This window comes from Legionella tucsonensis, from assembly GCF_001468035.1.
Taxonomy (GTDB): Bacteria; Pseudomonadota; Gammaproteobacteria; order Legionellales; family Legionellaceae; genus Legionella; species Legionella tucsonensis.
In genome coordinates, this window is sequence record NZ_LNZA01000008.1 from 74,163 (window position 1) to 93,896 (window position 19,734).

Genomic DNA, 19,734 nt, shown 5'->3' on the forward strand with positions numbered 1-19,734 from the left:
TACGAAAAGAAGCAAAAAATCATAAATTATCTTTTGGAACCATTTAAAGTTTTTTCATCACAGTAAAAAACAATTCTGAATCTAAAAAAAATTGTAACCATGCATGTAAATATTTATAGTCACCTTGTGCAAACCAATTTGGATCAACCATGTAAAATTGCCTTATGAAGGGAAACAGAGCAATATCGGCCATATTGATATGGTTTGCTAAAAGGAAGTGATTTTGCATTAATAACGAATTTAATTCATAGAGATATTCTTGGGCTTCCTCTCTATAGTAAAGCGGATCTTTTTTCTCTGATTTTTGTGGGTATTTATAATTGTCCAAAATGGGTTTAAATTTTATATCATTCAAATGAATTAATTCATAACACTTATCTTGTTGCTCGATAGATAGCCAACCATCAGGGTCAGATTGTGTTAAGGCCCAAATCATAATGTCAACGCTTTCATCAATCACACGACCATTTTCTAAAATTAATACCGGAACAGTCCCTTTTGGAGAGATGTGAAGCATTTCCTGAGGTTTATTTTTAAGCTCAACCTCACGTTGTTCTACTTTAATCTTAGAATATGCAAGCGTCATTCTTGCTCTAATCGCATAAGGGCAACGTCTAAAAGTATAAAGTATCGGATAACCCACTGAATTTAGACCATTATTTAGTTTATAAGACATATATAATTCATTTAAAGTGTGCTTCAAATCATAATCAATGGAGTTGTAATTGACAACTCAGGATAAAAGCTTCCGCTTGCATAAGATAAAAAAATTGCACTGGCCTCACCACCTATTAGTTTAGCAACCAAAAAGAATTTAATTAGACATAATGATTTTTTTTGCGATTTAAGCACTCAACATGTATAACATTAGACCAGTACAATATTATACCTATGCGTAAGAAAGGCAATATCATGACCAAGATAACTGTAACCGAAGATAACAATGAACGGGTTTTGTTGGATACAGAAAACATCAGGTTAAGTGAAATGTCAACATATTATCAAAACCTATCATACTACAAAAAACTTGATGAAGCTTTAAAATTACTATCGAGTCTTAATGGAGAAGAGTATTGGCGGGCAGCGATACTTCTTAAACATCTAATAGAAAAAAAAGCAGATGATGAAGCACAAGAAATCAATTCACTCTTAGAACAGTGCGATGATTTTTCATTGTTATTTATACCCAACTCGGAGCAGCTTCTGAGCATGGAGAGTCTAAGTTGTTATCGAGTAGGCGCTGATGCAGGTGCAGGATTTAAAGAAGGCGATTTAGATGTTTTGGGAACTGAGGGGCTATTACACTGTACCGGCGTTTTGGTTGCTACAACGGATAAGGAAGAAGTACCTTGTTATTATGTAGGCCATATATTCGGCGAACGTGTAACTTATGCAAAAGTAAAAGAAGAGCTTGATCGAATTCTTGCTGACCTGCGAAAGCTTACAGGCAGAAAGCTTACTTGGTCAGGCTTAGCGGAACAAGTGACTGTAGTAGGTCCTGGAAGCAACACCGATGAACCCAGTTTATGTTATAAGCAAACATTTAAAATATTAACTCAAGAAGGAGCTAAACCCAATCCATTATTTGGCAGCAGTGTGGCTTTTAACTTAACAGGGGAAGGTGATTTAATTGTATTAGATCCTATAGGGCAATTAAATGAGGGTATTGAATCCAAACTGCCAAGAGCAGGGCATGGAGCCTATTCTCCCGTTAATAATTTAGGTGATTTAGAATTAAGTACAACGATTGAAAAACAAATTTCAGATACAATTCTAGAAAATGATTACTCTCATACAAGCCATTTTATTATGAGTAAATTGTAAATTCAAATGTCATCATGAGTTCAATCCGTGGAAAAGCCCTACCGCCTCATTTTCGTAGCAGTAACGTTATAGCTCAAGCTTTATCTGCATTTTTGGCCAATCTCATCTACAAACAATTCCCAGAAAGTCCTGAATTAGGTCACCAAATGATCGATGCAATTGTTAAGCTTGTAAAAATGCAAATTAAATAATTACCCTCAACCTGCAAAATAAAAAACAAGCCTGGGTGCAAGTCACCAAAGTGACTTAAACCCGGGGGTCCCATATTCCAGCAGACGATACTCATATCGAGAAACCATTCCAAAATTCCTTAAATCAGGTTCGTTGCTATAATTAAAAAACAGAGGGGATATTTCCGAGAGGAGCTAATATCATGGACGCTGAAAAAAATTATACAATGCTTCGGGTATCCTTGGTTATTTTTGGATTGATATTTCTCTTTGCGGTGTATCCTTTAACTATTTTATGGCCCTCTGGCTGGGCTTGGCACCATGCTGGGCAAAACGTCTATTTACAAATGATAATGGGAATCTATGCAACATTAGGCGTGTTTTTGCTCTTGGCAGCAAAAAATCCGATACAGCATTTAAGTTTAATTTGGTTTACTGTTTGGTCCAGTATTGTGCATGGCGGCATTATGGCTGTGCAAGCACTTTACTATCCACAGCATTTTGCTCATTTATATGGAGATGTTCCAGCTTTGTTTCTCATCGCAATTATCTTGGCTTTTTTAACACCACGGCGAAAAACATAGGAAACTAAAATTATAACCATTTCTTCTTTTTAAAAAGAAAATATAGGAATATGGCGCAGGTGACTATTAATCCAAGGGCACCAAAATATCCGTATTTCCAGCGTAACTCAGGAATCCATTCAAAATTCATTCCGTAAATTCCAGTAATTAAATTTAACGGCAAAAAAATAGCCGCAAATGCTGTAAGCACAGCCATGGTTTCACTCATTTTTTGCATCAGCTCATTATCGATTTGTCCCAATAAGCTATTTAATAACTCGCGAATCGAATCCACTTCATTGATTATAAGATGACTATGATTTGATAAATTATATAAAGAAGAGCGGCATTTTCCTGAAATAACTAATATATTTCGGTTGGTGATTCGCATTAAAATTTCTCTTATTGCGATCATATCACGTTTAATTTGCAACGTTTGGTGTTTTACCTCCGCAACATCTTTATAAATATTCTCCTGCGTTTTTTGTACTACAGATTCAAACTGCTCTGCAATTTCTTCATAATGAAAAAGAACTTTAGCATAATCATTAATAATACCCTCAAGAAATAAAAATAAAATAAAGCAAGACGTTTTAGCATAATGAACTGATTTAGAACAATTATTGAAAAACTCAAATAAAACAGGCAAAGGCTTATCTGCAGCAGTAAAACAATACTGTGGCGTCAGGTGAATCACAAGATTATCTAAATTTATTTCATTATTCTCATTTAACTCATGTGAAGCCAAACACTTAATTTGCAATGTTAATGCATTATCATTATCAATAAGATTAGATAAATTTTTTTCTTCAGAACATAACTGAACAACTTCTGCAGGTAATCTCAGTTTTCTTACTAATTGCTTAAAAGTATCTGCTTGATTTAAATTACTGTGGATCCAATAAATTTTGTTTTTCTCTTGAGTATCGACCTGCAACTCTTCAAGAGCAACGTGTTTGACGGTGTGATGAGTTAAATCAAATTCAATTGCTATGGTATCAAAAGTATTCATTTTAACATCCATATTGTTCCTTTAATTATTATGGCTTGTTTTTCTTGATAATCAATCATACCTACAGTCAGTACATTGAATAATGTGATCTGATTCAAATACTTAGATTAACTACTTCCAAATAAATTACCCAGTATTCTTCGGCGAATCTATAACTCCCTCCTCGTCAGCCTTTTTTAATGTTGTCAGCGCTTCTTTAAGAGATTGTTGCTGTGTTGATCTTAAGGATTCACCTTCTGTGACCCAATGGTATGCTGTCAATGTCACAGCACATTTTAGTATATAGAGCACTTTTTTTAAAAATTGAGTCACATTATCATCCGGATTTGTATCCAAGGCACTTCTTATAGATTCATCATTTAAGTGTTCTTGAAATCTTCTAAGTTTATCTTGAGGCGTAGGATTTCCCTTACCAGCATCATCTAAGGTAGCAGTAAGTGCTTTCAGTGCATCGTAACTCGCAGCTGCCATTTTAATTTCAGTAGAATATGCCTCAGACGAATTCTCTTTAATATTTTTCACTAAAGCACCAATATCAATTTCTTGATCGTCACCATATAAATCACGATTTTTTTGAACTTCTTCGATTATCTGTTGAGTTAAACTATTAATTGTTTTCTCGAGATTTTCATATATTTCTGAAACAAAACTTAACGCAAGATTTTTCCGCCGCGCTGCTTCAGAAAGGTTTTCACTAACTTGGTAAGGAGCTTCTGAGATCCATTTTTTGGTTGAACGGAACATAGATTCGTCAAACTCCTTATCTTTTAATGCCTCCAATCCCTCTTCCCATCGCTTCCCTCCTAATAAATGCGAAAAAATATTTACCCCCTTGTTTGCAGCATCCATTTTAGATATACGATTTGCCTTCACTTGAGGTAAGCACTGATCTTCGATTACAGTTTCATATACCTCTTGTCGCCCATTTATAAAATATTCAATAAAATCGAGTGGAGGCATTTTTTTCTTAAAGAACTCTTTTTCCATTAACGTACCTATTTGCTTACGCAGATCATCCAAGAGTAGATCAGGATATTGGTCTTGAAGAAATGCGCCAAAATTAATAAACGCTTTGGTGACTTTTTCATTGTCTCGCAATTCAAGAGCACTACTTATCTCATCCATGTGCCGCCTTATTTCAGCTTTTACTAGCTCAATGTCCATTTGGACTTCTGCTCGACGTTTCATAGTACAACTCCAAAATAAATGTGCGCATGCTTTAATTATAGGACATAATGATTAAAACATAACCTATCAGCCAACTCACGAAAACGCAGTTTGCAATTTTTTTCCCTAATCCTCTTGAACCTTTTATAGAGATAAGTTAATTATCAAGATGGGTCCTAAATATCCAATGGAATTTATTGGTGCGCAAAAAGGATATACGACATGAAGACGAAGATACCCACATCCAAAAAAGTGAAAAATACAAATCCTAAAGACAGCAGAGCCTTACCATTTCAATTAGTACAATATGCCGAACCGGATCGAACGTACTATCTAAGAAGTACAGCAAAAGAAATAAGCAATTTTTTTTCCCTGCGCGTCAAAGAACTGTATAACACCCTGGCCTGGACTTTCTTTTTGGACTCTATGGATTGGAGCACATTTAAAAAATACATTTGGCCTGTAATCTCTTCTGGAGCCGCATTGCTTGTTGGGAGTTCTCTTAGTCCATATCTAAGTGAATCCTTAACAGGAAGCGCTGAATATGATTTTGTTGTCCAATTTATTTTTGGGGCGGCAGTATTAGGATATTGCGCGTTAAACCGAATTACCGATAAAAAACTTGCTTCCGGAGCAGCACTTTCTGTTGCAGTAGCCAGTGAAGTGACTGCAATAATTTACATGTACCGTTCTGTTTTTAAAGGGACTACTTTTTTACTTAATGAGCAAATTCCTGAGGAATATTCATTAATTGCCGGATTGGGTGCCAGTGCCTTAGTTGTTCCGAGTGGAATTGCTTACTTCACGCAAAAGGTTCAAGAGTTACTGGTCCGCTTTCAATATAGTCGAGGAGCTCAGCGCTCAGATACGGCAGTGATTTCCAGTGGGCTAACCCCATTGTCCAATCTGTATTTTCAAATCAATCACTATATTGCCAGTGAACTGATGGTCAGTTCGCGTGCCTTTCAATTAGGATTGATTGCACACAATATTCGTTATGCCGACAGAATAGTACAGAAATTTCGTAACCTCCCTGCATTATTAGCTGATTTAGCTCCATCAACAATAGAAAAAATGCGTGTACAACAAGAAAAACTGGATCATGATTATGAATACAATCATAAGTTACATCAGGTTTTAAGATTTACCACAACGAGGTCACTGTTTGTGCATGTTCCTCGATATCAGCTCCGTACTGGAGATTTGGTGCTTTGTAATGAAAACGTCAATTTAGATTGTGTGCCAATCTCCGGAGAGTTAATTGCACTACAGCGCAATGAAGAAAGTGATTTTACGCAAATTCCGGAACGAAAAAAATTTAGCGTCAATCTTAAAGCACAAAATGGCGAAGACGTATGGATAGAACATCACACCAAACCTGATTTTACTTCCAATTACAAAAAAGTGGATTTATATGCGGTAAGGGATGGCAAACAGGCAGGAGTGCTAGTAGGTGATAAATTAAACATATATGGTCATGACAATATTTTTATTCAGATTAAACCTGAGAAGGAACTTTTATTAAATAGTAATTATGAGAAAAAAGCCGTCATTAATGAAGTGATTGCCAAACGCAAACAAAAAAATGTTTTATATTCTATTTTAGGTTCCATTATTATGGCAGCTTTTTTACAAAGAGATATTACCTTAATGCCTGCAGAAACACTCAAGCTTATGTTTACGCTTTTTCAAACAATGATTCCTTTTTCTGAAGCTTTTTTACGCGAAACAGTGAACAGTCGTTTGATGAAAAAACTGAACAGCAATTTGGGAGACCAGCCTTTTGACACAATCGATGCGCTCCGTGTCGTGGATTTGTGTAATGCATTAGGAGGATATTATCGTGACAAATTTCCCAATGGGGTTGCAATTATTTCCGATAAAACCGGAACCCTTACTACGACGCGGATGGATGTCCTTGGTCTATGGACTACTGATATGCCTTCCAAGGTACAGCGCATACTCAAAGAAAAAAAAGAAAGTTTGCTTTTACCCGAAGAATCACAATGGCTTAAATCTTTTGAAATATTTTGTTATGCCTTTACCAATAATAAAAAAGAATTAGAACCAGAAGAGCATGCTATTTTGGAATTTTTCAAATCCTTATTGATTAATCAGCAGTGTTTAGAAGTTACCACCCTAGGGAACAATCACTTTAAAAAGGTAATTGCCATCAAAGAAGCAAAACAAGAGATCGAGACGTTTCATCTGGGTTTGTATCGTACATTTGGCGGTCGCTTTACCTTGGTACAGAATGATGAAGAATCTTCTCTTGTCTTTTGCGGAGTACCTAAAGCGAATGCATTTCAGGAAACTCCTTTATTGCAAGCCTATACTTTGATGCAAAGTCGTACAGCAGTCTTATCACGCGATTGGTGTATTGCACACACTAGGATTAATAAGGTTGAGTGTGCAGTTTTAAGGGAATTATTTGATAAGGATGATAAAAAAGAGATTGAGAACTTTTTTATAAAAAACAAAAAATTACTTAAAAGATTAGGATATTACGGGACTTTTATTATTGATAATCCGGTAAAAAAAGGGGCGGAACAATTTATTGCTCAATGTCGAGAAATATCAGTTCCGGTATTTGTAGCGACTGGTGATACCACGAAAGCGGCAGTAAATATTGCCAAAGTATTATGCCCAACAAATACAAAAAACATCTTGACCATTCGTGCGGATCAAGCTGAAGACAAGGATGTATTAAATGAAGATAATTGCTCCTCTGATTCCACTGTTATATTTTCAGGCATCAATGAAGCGATATTAACGTGCTTTCAAAAATTGATGGATAGAAACAAAGCAAAACGCCCTGTAATTATTTTTGCAGAAATGAGTACTGAAGGAAAAGGTATCTTAGCTTGTTATCTCAAAGACCATCATTATTTTATCGTCGCCAATGGAGATGGTACGAATGATGTCATGATGATGAAAAATTCAAATGTGGTCATTGCTCATCATTCAGATGACGGTGCTTTTGCTCCCGGAGTAGATGCTTTATCGAATATCAGTGAAGAGCAACTGCAACGATTATTTGGTTCCGAGAAAACCTTTTATGAGCTTTTTGATATTAATCTTCCCAAGAGTTTGTTTATACAACAATTTGCTCCTCTGGCGAATTCACAAGAAAAACCCAGCATGGCCTTAGCACTTAAAAGTGGGAAAATGACTTTTGAGCTGGCTAAAGCGGTAGGAGCAGACGTAAAAGAAATGAATCAGCAACATTGGTATAGCGTTGCTTTTGACTTATTGTGGTTATGGATTGCGTTTTATGAAATTAATCAAAGTGCTGATTTACCCATGGATAATCGAAATATCAATGCCTCAAGACTGATTTCAAATACCATAGGAATTTCTTTGATCATTGCGGTCTTGCAATCCTTAGCTAATTATGCGTTGTTTGACGAGTCAACCAATTTAACCAGCATGCTTATTATGTTGATCTTGTTGCCTCTGGTTCTCAAAAGTGTTTTTTCAGGCTTTGGAATAGTTCGAGATAGATTGTATCCTCAACCAGAACCCGAAATAGCAGAAGTTGAAGAGAGTCCTGAAACAGGTTCTAATCGCTCCCTTTCGAGTTATTTGGGCGCTTTTTTTTCGCGTAAACCCGCAAAACATTTAAACAATGTATCGGCTGGACCTAAATTACAGTAACCTCGATCTGAAGATTTGTTCTCATATTAAATCCGGGGTAAAGTATCTTGTAACAGAGTAGCTATCGAGTCTAAAAAAGCCGATTCCTCGGGTAAAAAAATATCTTTTGATACTGGTGGTTGAGTATGATAATAGACGCTTATTTTTACTAGAGAACCATTCTCAATTCTAAATTCTTTTTCCAATTGATAAGACAATTTTTTTGTTTTTGGGTCTGAATAAAACTCACCCCAAATGCTTTCTATTTTTGCCGCCATACACTCTGGAAACTGAAATACATCTGGCAGTAGATTGACTGTTTTTGTAAGCAGCTCTTCAATACTTAAGTCACTAAGTGCGATTAAATTCGAAATCTGATAAAGACATTGAAGTTCTTTAACGCGCTCACCTAAATCGTAGGTCAATTTTTTCCGTTCTTTTTCAACCCTCTTCCTCGAAGTAATATTTCTTATTGTTTGTATCCAAGAATTGGGGAATGAAACAGAATCCATGGGGGACAAACTACATTCTACCCACCCTCTCTTTCCAGCCTTAATTTCCTTAATAAATTTATCTTTTGAGATGGGAAAATTAGAACATACTGGACACTCTTGCTTCTTTATAGACTTATCATGAAAAAGTGTATGAGAAGATAATCCGACTAATTCTTCCGGTTTTAAATGGGTGAATGCTCCTGCAGCTTTGTTTGCTTGGTGAATTATACCCTCTCCATTAACAATAAAAGTGGGATCTGGAATATTATCATAAGTAGTCGCAGCACGTGTCAGCATCGCAAAAGGTCGACGCAAAGTTTGTTCTATTAAAGCAACATAGATAAACCAAATTGAGAATATTTTTAATATTTGGCCAGCTACATTTTCTAAGCCGAATAAATTTTTATAGTCGGACAATGCCAAATCAGAAAATATCATTGTAATCATGCTTAGGCACATATAAAGCAATAACTCTTTCGGCATCATTGCCCTCTCATACCAAAACAATATTAACGCCATGATTAAAATTAGGATAATGCCCCATTCACAATAAAGTTTGAACCAAGTTACTCCATAATGATCAATATATGTCGTAGGAAAATTACCTGAAAAAATAGCCGCAAAAATAATTAGGGTTATTAAAAAAAAGCCAAAATTAACTATCCAAATTTTCAACGTATGCCTGAAAAAATAAATGGAAAAAAGAAAAACCGCAGCCTGAAAAAACCGCGCTGAAATCCAAAGTTGAGTACTTAAATTACCTCCACCATGAGGCAATAAGCTTTTTTTATAAGCCAGAATATGAGCGATATCGATAAATGACCACCAACCAGCAGCTAAGGAAATAAAAATCACAAATTGATTTTTTGTGAAATGAGTGGTTGTAGTTGCTACTGTCATTGCAGTTAAGCCGATAAAAACCGAAAAAAACTCAGTAAGAGTATGAAAAACAAGAAGGTTGGTTTTATACTCAGCTAGAATACAAATTAGAGAGAAAAACAGAGGAATACCATAAACTCGCCACAGCGGTAAGTGAACCAAAGTATCCGCAGTATAGGCTCCCCTATCGACACGCATAGATGTCCTCCCTATTATGCCTCGGCTCATCTCCATACAAAATAGAATATAATTTGACCAGAACCATAAAAAATTTTACTTCCTAATTATAGTGAATTAAGCAATCAGGGTGGGTATTTACAGTATATCCTGATTCAGCATAAGAAAACCCGGATATAAGTGTAGGGTAAGGATCTCTAGGTTTCGCTTTGCGACATTATATATGTAAAAAGATGTGAAATCCTATCAATTAATGTTTTTTTTATTTCACATTGATTAAAAAAAGATCTCGTTTCATTTCGATTTCATATTTCCTTAATTATTTATTGTTAAAATTGTTGCAATTTTAGCTAATAGTAATGAGGTTTTTCATGCAAACAAAATACGAATCCACATCAATGGAAGCAAAAAATAAAGAGAAAAAGAATGTTTCGTGGAATGATGGAAAGACTGAAGGCCAAATGGAAAAAAATTCTCTTACAGCAGGAACTGCGGCTAGCCTTCGAAAAGAAAAACTTGATGCTAAAGTCGAAAAATTAGTTAGTAAAGGCTATACAGAAATTGAGGCCGCAGCTCTGGCAGGCAGACCTATGGCACGAGGAATACCAGAACCCATATGTATTATAACTGATCCTATTTATTATGCTTCTAAAGAAGAAATAGAACAACAAAAGCTTTTAAGAGAGCAATCTTCTTCGAAAAGTGGTAAAAATGAAGCAAATCGGTATAGTTTTTTCTCTCCAACGAATATTGTATTGGGAGTAGCTATGACTGCTGCAGCTGTAGGAATTATTGCATTGAATAAGTAGAAAATTTATATTGAATACTCTTTTTTTAATACCTTTGGTACGCCTGGGGGACTTACCCAGGCCATTCCATTACTACGTGTTAAAATAACCCTTTTTTAAGTCCGTTTCAAAATCGTCTGGCCAATTAGTTCGGTATAAACCATATCGCTTTTTTATGGAATTCTTTTCAATTGTTATCCACACTTGCGTACTTACTATTTGGTGGGGATCATAACTTGAGCCATTCTTTATCGTTATTTTAAATTCATGGGCAGAAAACCCATTTCTCAGTAAAATATTTTGAAAATCTTTTTTTATTACATCCTCTCCGTTATACATTTTGTTTATTCCTTAAACTGATACCTAAAATAATTATAGTATGAGAATTTCTCCTGTTTTATTCAGATAAATAAATTTCTTAATTTCAAAATATCTCACCTCTATTGCTCATTAAACGAAGTTATCCAAAATTTTTGTGACGAGTTTATATTTTTTGGAACAGGTGTTACTACAATCGTTTGCACTAAAGGAGGATAAAACGGTCCAGAAACAGTTGCCCATTGATAAGTTATTTTAAATTTCCAGGAATTCTTGCTTTGTGCAGTTTTCTTAATTTCATAAGCAGTAATCCATGGGCTGGAAACTCCAGAAACCCAATGAGGCCAACTGTCTTTGAATTTGTTTTTAAGTTGGTCTGAAAATAACATAAATTGGACTGCCCCATTACGCTCTTTATTGGCTTTTGCAAACAAGATTACAACTTCGTCCAGCTTTTGCGGGGCCAGTACCTTCTCCAACATGAAAATTCGTGCGGCATTTGATTCAGATTGCGAAACAATTTCGGTCATACTATTTGCCGTAACGGAAAACAAAATCATCAAACCGCTGAGTATGAAGTACACTTTTGACGTTTTCATATTTTTCTCTTTGTTAATAGGTATCTTTATATCTATTATTTTATATGCCAATTTGACAAATGCTCAGTTTTACTTGTTGTAAGTATATTTTTTAAAGAGATCAATTAAAAGTCTTGCTGATGCCCCCACTTTTTGAGATTGGTGATGCACTAAATAGACCGGATAGGTTCTCCTATTCAAGCCGCAAATGCCGAGGAACTTGCAAAAAAACTTACTTCTAAAGACTCCCGCTCAAGACAATGGCTGATTTTTAAAAATAACCAGGAGATAGAGGCCCTTCATCAAGCATCATCAGCCTGCAAAAATACTTTTTTCTCTCGTGACCTCGACACGCTGGCTCTTCGTAACCTACGTGTAGATGAGCACAACAAAGATCATTATGTAGATAGTCCAATAAGTCAGTTTTTAAAAAATGCCACTTTAATCCTAGTGAATCCTTTACCTGGTTTATTAACTGGTATGATCCCAAACCGCGCCATGTCAGTTTAAATAGTGTGATTGACAATGAAGACCGGAATCTTGGGGGTCTACCTGTTCCACCCAATGTACATATAGTCGTAGGGATGGATGAGCGCTCTGCATTTAAAATGGGGGATGATTTTTACTCACGCTTTGATGCCATTAGTCAAGCACCTGAAATCCCACCCGCAACGATACCAGAAATTAAACTGAATCAACCGATTGGTGATGATGATGTTCTTTTTCCTTCTCCTTTAAATTGGGAATCCATTTTTTTGGGTCGGCATACTTTTGATGAAGGAACTTTAGATATTCTTCCTGGCGCCCTCTTAAAAGCGTCTCAAAATAAAGTATCAAAGTTAATTTTGCATAATGCTCCGTTTGAAGATCCTAAATTTCGTTTCTTTATCACTGAATTAATGGCAAAGAAACGCTTTTTCTTTAATGGTGAATGGCATGACTTACCCAAAGATTTTCGTCTGCAATTTGCCCAGCCTGATTTAAGTACTTATCCAGATGTGATAAGGCCTGGGATAACTCCTGGGAAAAAACGAATTGTCAATCAAACGACATTACCTTTATTTTCCAATCAATACAAAATTACCGAAAACGGTACGCTTAAACCGCTCCTCGGATTTTTTGCTGCAGATCCTGAAATCGAATTGCTTGTGACGGATAATTTAACTGAAATTCAATGGTACAGCCTTTTAAAGGAAGCGAAAAAAGCTCAATGCACACTATCAATTAAAACGACTCCTAACGTATTTGTACCCGAACCATTGAAACAATTGGTCATTCCCATCGAAGCATTGGGAGAAGGAAATCGACTTATTATTTCCAATGATTTAGATGATGCCGAAGAGTATTATAAACCTGCAGATGCCATCACCATCAATAGTGATCCGAAAACCAATTTTAATAGTTTATTCTTCCACGTATCTTTAAAAAATAAAGTGTTTCAAGGTGAAGAAACCGAATTATTAAAGGCCATCAAAAAAGGTAAACCCATCCTTCTTAAAGGACGATTTTCAACAACTTTTGCCCAACAATTACAAACGCTCTTTATTGAGCCGCCCACTCTTTGGGTCAATGGGGAGCCAGTTTCAGCCAAAAATATCACTGTAATCAGTGACAATGCAGCTCCTTTTAAAGCGCTCCATAAAACGGCCCATGTATATAGACCTGAGGAAGACTTTGCTCGATTAAGTTCTGATTTGGCAGAGCAATTAAAAAAAGTTTATCAAAAACTCAAGCTGACACCATACCATAGCCATTTCCTTGATTTGCCCAATGACTCAACCCTCCATGCCAAATGGCTGGATAATTTAACTCAGCGCTTGGAATGGCGCGCAGGAATTCTTCCCAACATTGCTAAACCAACAACTCCTGAAATGGTGATGCACTACCTGGATGAGCATTCATTTGTATTTCTTACCAGCAAAACAGGTGCCGGCAAGAGCTATTTTGTTCAGAAAATCCTGTCTCAATATGGAAAGGAACATCATAAACCCATCACCATATATCATGAACTGACCGGAGTGAACAGTTGGCTGACCCATAAAGGTGAGAGTCAGCCTATATTATTTCTTGATGAAGCCAATATAAGTCAGGAACATTATGCTTTATTCGAAGCACTAGCACGAGGAGACAAGAAATTTTGGTATGAAGGAACATGTTATCCACTAAAAAACCATAAAATTATCTTTGCTGGAAACCCTACTCATTATGAGGGGCGTTTTGAGCCCGATTTATTTAAACGGTTCCCAAATTATTTTCCTTTTGAAGGACAGCGCCTAGACAAAATATTAAGCCCAATTCTTGAACACTGTGACAATGCACCGATCTTATTGAAACTTATTGAAACCTACTATAGCAAAGCACAAGATGCCGGGCTCAATATTACTCCCCCGTAACGCCCAAATGATGTGTTTGCTCTTCTTCATCTTAAAAGAAAGTTCGCAAACCAAGTTGATGGCTGATGATTTCCTGATGCGCTATGCCATTTTAAGTGAAATCAAAACAATAAGTTTGGATAAAAAGCTGAGCCAGCACATTCGCTGCGACATTAAGCAGAGAAAAACTTGGAAAGAAGAGAAAAAACAACTCATAGAGATCTTAGAACAATTCCATCCAAAAACAAACGATAAAAAATTTATCTGGACTGAGTCACGCAAAAAAGTTGCCATAAGCATCGAAATGTTATTGCGTATCCGTGAAAAGAAAATAAAAGGTGAGTGGGATCAAGAACTAGGAATCAATGGGATCATTCTTGAAGCAGAACCAGGTCTAGGCAAAAGTCAATTAGTTCAAGCACTACTTAAAGCCAAGGGAATTGAATTCATTACCATTTCCCCAACCAATCCTAAAGAAGTACAAGCAAAGCTCTTAGATGCCTTCCATAAGGGACAAGTTGTTTGCATTGAAGAGTTTAATACTCAGGTTCATGAACAACTGCTTAATGCCTTGCTTTCAGGCTATGATCTTGAGGGAAATCCTCCTCAAAAACCAGGTTTTTGTCTTATTGGCACTCAGAACCCAACTACATTTCACGGGAGACAGCCTTTATCTAAAGCTCTAGAAAATCGGCTTATGTTTGTCAAATTAAGTCATTATAACTTCGATGAATTGATTAAAATCCTCACAGAAAAATTTCAATTCCTTGTAGAGAGTGCAAAAACAGTGACTGAGGAGTATGTTGCAGCGCGTACTTATGCTCAAAGCCAAAGCTTATTCCCTCCTCCAAACCCACGAAATGTGATGAGAATAGCAGAAGAAGAGCAAAACAGGCAGGAAGTGTTGGTATACTAAGACTAACACTTCCTAAATTCGTATAGCAGCCTGGGATGCATTTTATAGATTCTATTAGTATTCATCGTAATAGAATGTTTTAATAGACTGGTAATTAGACAATGTGTCAAATTCTCCAAGCTTTCACGCATTTAACCTCAGTAGAAACGACAACCTCAAGTCTTGACTAAGATAGTAGAAATGGAACCAAAGCCCTAGTCAATTCATAGATTATTAGGTTAAAGTATTATGTCTGGTTATTTTTCACATAAGGGAATAGTAATGAAAATTTTAGCAAAATCACTTTTTTGTATTGTCTTTTTGGCCAATATTGCTTTTGCTGATGATGTATCACAATTTAATACGCAAATCCAAAGTCAGTTAAAACAATTACAAGCACAACAACAACAGCAAACACAACAAATGAACGCCCAACTCCAGGCACAAATTCAAAAAGTACAATCTGAGCTACAACAACAAATACAATCAGTAAATACTCAACTGCAAAATCAGATAAAAACAGCACAAAGCCAATTACAGACCCAAATACAAACTGTAAATTCACAGGTTCAGCAATTAGCAAGTAAACAAGGTATGCAGCCAGTGCCTGCTCCGACCGCTCCAGGAAAACCAAAATAAAGTAGGCCAAGTATTATTCCCGCGAAAGCGGGAATCGCCTAGTTTGATTCTTCTTTTATACCGCTTCTTAGGTTCTTCATACAATTCGTAAACGGCTCTAACTTGACGAAGTTTCAGGTTGAACATGAGGCAATTTCTTTATCACCTCTGTTTAAGCAAAAAATGCATTAAAGGTATATAATTTAAATTAACCTGAACTTAAAACAACAGAGATTCATTTACAAAGTATAGAGGGAACGGGTGAGGGAACATGGCGAGACGTCAAATAGATTACCAAAAAGTGGCACATGCTGCCGAACATGTTAAAAAGCAAGGCCGTGAACCATCGCTTACGAATGTATGTGAGGAATTAGGAATAGTTACTCCCACTCCTAACTTATCTAATCTTCTTGAAAAATGGTATCACACCCAACCCGAATTTCAGCGTTCTATTAAAGCACCCCTTTCAGAAAATATTAATGTAAAAACTCATGATATTCTTGAAAAAAATATAGAATTGGAAAAATCCCTATCCCTTTTACGTGCCACGCTTGAGTCAACCGCAGATGGTATCATGATGGTAAACGGAAAAGGACAAGTAGTTGATTGGAATCAAAAGTTTGTAGAAATGTGGCGTATTCCTTCTCATATGCTGGAATCAGGCACGGAGAGTATCGGTTTTGAATATATTCTACAACAGCTAAGCAATCCTGAAGCTGTAATTGCTGATGTGAAATATCTTTATGAAAATCCAGAATGGCAAGGAGAGTTGCCCGTTTTGCATTTTAAAGATGGACGAATTTTTGAGCGCTTCACCCAACCACAGCGAATAGGCTCCGAAATTGTTGGAAGGGTATACAGTTTTAGGGATATAACCCAGAAACTGATGGAAGAAGACGAGCTTCGTATCAGAGAGCGCGCCATTGAAGCTAGTACTCATGGTGTTGCGATTCTTGATATTTCTAAACCGGATTTGCCTATTATTTATGTTAATAAAGCGTTTGAACGCATTACCGGATATAGTGAAAGACAAATACTAGGACAAAACCTTGCATTATTGCACGGTAGTAAGATAGAACATGTGAACCAGAAACGGATAAATCTGGCAATTAAAGAGTTACGTGAAGAAACGGTAGAATTGGAAAGTTACCGACGCACTGGCGAAGTTTTTTGGAGTGAATTAAGTGTTGCACCTGTTAGAGATTCATTCGATAACGTGAGACATTATGTCTGTATTCTTAATGATGTCACTCAGCGACGAGAAATGGAACAACAATTAATTCAACAAGCAACTCATGATTCGCTCACAGAATTACCCAATCGCGTTTTATTAATCGACCGAGTGGATCAAGCAATCTTACAAGCCAAGAAGAAAGGGGCCATGTTAGGCTTTTTATTCCTTGATCTGGATCACTTCAAAATGACAAACGATACTTTGGGGCATAGCATCGGGGACAGGCTGTTGCAAGCTGTTTCCAACCGTTTGCTTCTTGCTACTGATGATTTTGATACTGTTTGTCGCTTGGGAGGCGATGAATTTGTTGTTTTGTTGCAGGATATTGCCACCGAGATGCAAGCACAACAAAAAGCAGAAGAAATACTGACTTCTATAGCTCAACCCTTCCAGATTGATCAACATAATTTAAAAATAACAGGCAGTATAGGGATCAGCTACTATCCCAAAGATGGCGATGATTATGAATCTTTAATGAAAAGTGCTGATTTGTCGATGTATCATGCGAAAGATAATGGCCGTAATACATATCGCACTTATGATAAAGAAATGAATATGCGCGTCATTAATCGCATGCAACTTGACAATGCATTGCGTGATTCACTAAAGAGGAATGAATTTCATCTGGTGTATCAACCATTTATTAATTTAACTACAAATAAAATTATTGGCTTCGAAGCATTATTGCGTTGGCACAGCCATATTTTAGGAGATGTTCCACCCAATGATTTTATAGGCATGGCTGAGGAGAATGGGTTAATTCTTGATATTGGCATGTGGGTTTTGCAAGAAGCATGCAGCCAGCTTGTACGCTGGCATCAGCAAGGTTATGACCAACTAACAGTCGCTGTAAATATCTCTGGTCGACAGTTTCGTCAAGCTCATTTATCTGAAGTAATTGAAAAAATTCTTCTTGAGACGGGTTTACCTGCTAAATTCCTGGAGTTGGAACTTACAGAAAGCTTACTTGTTGATAATGTAAAGCATGCTGTTGAAACGATGTTTGAGTTGAAAGACATGGGAGCAAAATTAGTGATTGATGATTTTGGTACTGGTTATTCCAGTTTATCTTATCTCAAGCAATTTCCTGTTGATAAATTAAAAATTGATCGATCTTTTATCAGTGAATTGGTCAATCGGGAAAATGATGCCGCGATCACAAAAGCAATTATCAATTTAGGCCATAGCTTAAATTTGGAAGTATTAGCTGAAGGAGTAGAAACAGAATTACAACGAGAGTTTATTTTGCAGCATGGCTGTGACTATGCGCAAGGCTATTATTTTGCAATGCCTCAAAAAGCAGAAGAATTAAAAGATTTTATTATTCATCATATTTAAACCTAGAAAAAAATTTTCCTAACCACAACTCGAATTCTTTTTCAAGTCGGTATGATTTTTGCTGTTATAAAGTTACGATGCGATGTATTAGAGTATTTTTATGTTGAATTGAATTTATTAAATAGAAACTTTGCATAATGCAGTCGTAGTAATTGTCGCCTGGAATGAGGTCAATATAGTTTGTCTCGAGAATTTTGTAACTCGTATTAAAACGATACCTTCATCTAGGCTGCAATCGCTCTATGGGAGACTGGAATGAAAGAAGTAACCATTGTTGGTTCGGGTTTGGCAGGGAGCTTACTCGCCCTCTATTTGGCAAAAAGAGGATATAAACTTGAATTATTTGATGCACGGCCTGATCTAAGAGCCATGCGTGCAGAGGATGGGCGGTCAATTAACCTGGCTTTGTCATGTCGCGGCATTACCGGCATGGCAGGTGTAAACATCATGCCGCAGGTGAAAAAACTCATGGTTCCCATGCGTGCTCGTGCGATTCATGAAATGCAGGGTCAGATTAAATTTCAATCATTTGGTCGACATCAAAATGAATACATTAATGCAATTCAGCGCAATGATCTCAATAAGCTATTACTTAATGAAGCGGAAAAATATCCTAAAGTTAAACTCCATTTCAATACGAAACTCACCGATTTGGATGTCGATAAAAAAATCGTACTTTTTAAATTACCTGATGACACCATTTTAAAACAAAACTATGAGCTTCTAATTGGAGCTGACGGGGCGGGTTCAGCAGTTCGTGAACAACTGTATGCAGAGCACTTAGTGCATGCATCACGTACTTACCTGCCTTATGGATATAAAGAACTCTCTATTGGTGAGCCTGCTCAAAATCACCTTATCCATGAACATTTACACCTCTGGCCAAGGGATGCCTTTTTGTTGTTAGGCAATCCTAATCTTAATCAATCAATTACGGGTTCCTTATTCTTGTCCTGTGAGGGAAAAAATAGCTTTGCGGAATTGGATAATGATTTGAAAATCAAAGCTTTTTTTAAAAAATCATTTCCAGATGCATATGCTCAAATGCCCAATTTAATTGAAGAGTTTACACAACACCCTACAGGTAATATGAGTACTATAAAGTGTGATCCATGGTATTACCAGGATCAATGCCTGTTAATCGGAGATGCGGCGCATGGAGTGGTACCCTTTTTTGGCCAAGGAATGAATAGTGCATTTGAAGATTGTCGTATTTTAAATGAGCTTTTAGATAAATATCATGATGATTGGAAGAAAGTAATGCCCGCCTTCTATCAATCAAGAAAAGTAAATACTGATGCAGTGGCGCAAATGTCTATGGATAACTTCCATGAAATTCAGGTCGACATCAGAGACAAAAAATTCAACTTAAAAAAACAACTGGAACTCGAATTAATGCACCGATATCCAGAAGACTATGTTTCAAAGCATGTTTTGGTAATGTTTACTAACACTCCTTATGCTGAAGCACAAGCGCACGGGGAGTTACAAGCAAAATTTTTAAATAAAATATCTGACCAAGTGGAGCGAATTGAAGAGATAGATTGGACTAAAGTAGAGAAAGAACTTAAACAATATGACAAAAAATTGGCAAAATTGATTTGAATTTTAAAATCAATAAAAAATTCAAGGGATTACTTTGTCAAAAATTTGACATAAAGACCATTGTTT

The 19,734-nt window shown here is 36.4% G+C and carries 16 protein-coding genes; 10 read left to right on the top strand and 6 right to left on the bottom strand.

Going from position 1 to position 19,734, the window contains the following annotated elements; genetic code table 11:
• Positions 1-43: 43 nt before the first annotated feature.
• The gene (locus Ltuc_RS13110; RefSeq protein ID WP_058521813.1) at positions 44-676 is read right to left on the bottom strand and encodes a glutathione S-transferase; all 633 of its coding nucleotides are present in this window, start codon (positions 674-676) and stop codon (positions 44-46) included.
• A gap of 236 nt (positions 677-912) precedes the next feature.
• Between Ltuc_RS13110 and Ltuc_RS15155 the strand changes: the two genes are divergently transcribed.
• From Ltuc_RS15155 to Ltuc_RS13120, 3 genes are all read left to right on the top strand, one after another.
• On the top strand, positions 913-1,824 hold the full coding sequence (locus Ltuc_RS15155; RefSeq protein ID WP_083498110.1) for a 2-hydroxyacyl-CoA dehydratase: 912 nt from the start codon (positions 913-915) through the stop codon (positions 1,822-1,824).
• A gap of 14 nt (positions 1,825-1,838) precedes the next feature.
• Complete coding sequence (locus tag Ltuc_RS15400; RefSeq protein ID WP_157064626.1) at positions 1,839-2,015, top strand: hypothetical protein; 177 nt, start codon at positions 1,839-1,841, stop codon at positions 2,013-2,015.
• Positions 2,016-2,197: 182 nt separating this feature from the next.
• A complete protein-coding gene (locus Ltuc_RS13120; protein ID WP_058521814.1) occupies positions 2,198-2,578 on the top strand; it encodes a DUF6632 domain-containing protein in 381 nt (126 codons plus the stop codon).
• A gap of 10 nt (positions 2,579-2,588) precedes the next feature.
• Here Ltuc_RS13120 and Ltuc_RS13125 read toward each other — a convergent pair whose 3' ends face one another.
• Both Ltuc_RS13125 and Ltuc_RS13130 read right to left on the bottom strand, forming a co-directional pair.
• A complete protein-coding gene (locus tag Ltuc_RS13125; RefSeq protein ID WP_193786863.1) occupies positions 2,589-3,569 on the bottom strand; it encodes a magnesium transporter CorA family protein in 981 nt (326 codons plus the stop codon).
• A gap of 126 nt (positions 3,570-3,695) precedes the next feature.
• Positions 3,696-4,757 (bottom strand): hypothetical protein, encoded by a 1,062-nt coding sequence (locus tag Ltuc_RS13130; RefSeq protein ID WP_058521816.1) that lies wholly within the window; start codon positions 4,755-4,757, stop codon positions 3,696-3,698.
• Positions 4,758-4,958: 201 nt separating this feature from the next.
• Here Ltuc_RS13130 and Ltuc_RS13135 point away from each other — a divergent pair, with 201 nt between their 5' ends.
• Positions 4,959-8,393, top strand: a complete 3,435-nt coding sequence (locus Ltuc_RS13135; RefSeq protein WP_058521817.1) for a calcium-translocating P-type ATPase — start codon at positions 4,959-4,961, stop codon at positions 8,391-8,393.
• Positions 8,394-8,419: 26 nt separating this feature from the next.
• Here Ltuc_RS13135 and Ltuc_RS13140 read toward each other — a convergent pair whose 3' ends face one another.
• Entirely contained in the window at positions 8,420-9,943 is a 1,524-nt protein-coding gene (locus Ltuc_RS13140) for an MASE3 domain-containing protein (protein ID WP_058521818.1), read from the bottom strand.
• A 350-nt stretch (positions 9,944-10,293) separates the two neighbouring features.
• On the opposite strand from Ltuc_RS13140, the gene Ltuc_RS13145 reads away from it, so the two are divergent.
• Positions 10,294-10,731, top strand: coding sequence for a hypothetical protein (locus tag Ltuc_RS13145; protein ID WP_083498111.1), 438 nt, complete (start codon positions 10,294-10,296; stop codon positions 10,729-10,731).
• 72 nt (positions 10,732-10,803) lie between these two features.
• Here the strand turns inward: Ltuc_RS13145 and Ltuc_RS13150 are convergent, their stop codons facing one another.
• Both Ltuc_RS13150 and Ltuc_RS13155 read right to left on the bottom strand, forming a co-directional pair.
• Positions 10,804-11,049 (bottom strand): hypothetical protein, encoded by a 246-nt coding sequence (locus Ltuc_RS13150; protein WP_058521820.1) that lies wholly within the window; start codon positions 11,047-11,049, stop codon positions 10,804-10,806.
• A gap of 101 nt (positions 11,050-11,150) precedes the next feature.
• Complete coding sequence (locus Ltuc_RS13155; RefSeq protein ID WP_058521821.1) at positions 11,151-11,627, bottom strand: hypothetical protein; 477 nt, start codon at positions 11,625-11,627, stop codon at positions 11,151-11,153.
• A gap of 494 nt (positions 11,628-12,121) precedes the next feature.
• On the opposite strand from Ltuc_RS13155, the gene Ltuc_RS15725 reads away from it, so the two are divergent.
• The 5 genes from Ltuc_RS15725 (at position 12,122) to Ltuc_RS13175 (ending at position 19,668) form a co-directional block, all read left to right on the top strand.
• On the top strand, positions 12,122-13,999 hold the full coding sequence (locus tag Ltuc_RS15725; RefSeq protein ID WP_238584153.1) for a hypothetical protein: 1,878 nt from the start codon (positions 12,122-12,124) through the stop codon (positions 13,997-13,999).
• A gap of 76 nt (positions 14,000-14,075) precedes the next feature.
• Positions 14,076-14,894: a hypothetical protein gene (locus Ltuc_RS15730; protein ID WP_238584154.1), complete on the top strand. Its 819-nt coding sequence runs from the start codon at positions 14,076-14,078 to the stop codon at positions 14,892-14,894.
• A 261-nt stretch (positions 14,895-15,155) separates the two neighbouring features.
• On the top strand, positions 15,156-15,512 hold the full coding sequence (locus Ltuc_RS13165) for a hypothetical protein (RefSeq protein ID WP_058521822.1): 357 nt from the start codon (positions 15,156-15,158) through the stop codon (positions 15,510-15,512).
• Between the two features lie 250 nt (positions 15,513-15,762).
• Positions 15,763-18,063 carry a bifunctional diguanylate cyclase/phosphodiesterase gene (locus Ltuc_RS13170; RefSeq protein WP_058521823.1) on the top strand — a complete coding sequence of 767 codons (2,301 nt, stop codon included), beginning with the start codon at positions 15,763-15,765 and terminating at the stop codon, positions 18,061-18,063.
• 255 nt (positions 18,064-18,318) lie between these two features.
• Positions 18,319-19,668: an FAD-dependent oxidoreductase gene (locus Ltuc_RS13175; protein WP_058521824.1), complete on the top strand. Its 1,350-nt coding sequence runs from the start codon at positions 18,319-18,321 to the stop codon at positions 19,666-19,668.
• Positions 19,669-19,734 lie beyond the last annotated feature (66 nt).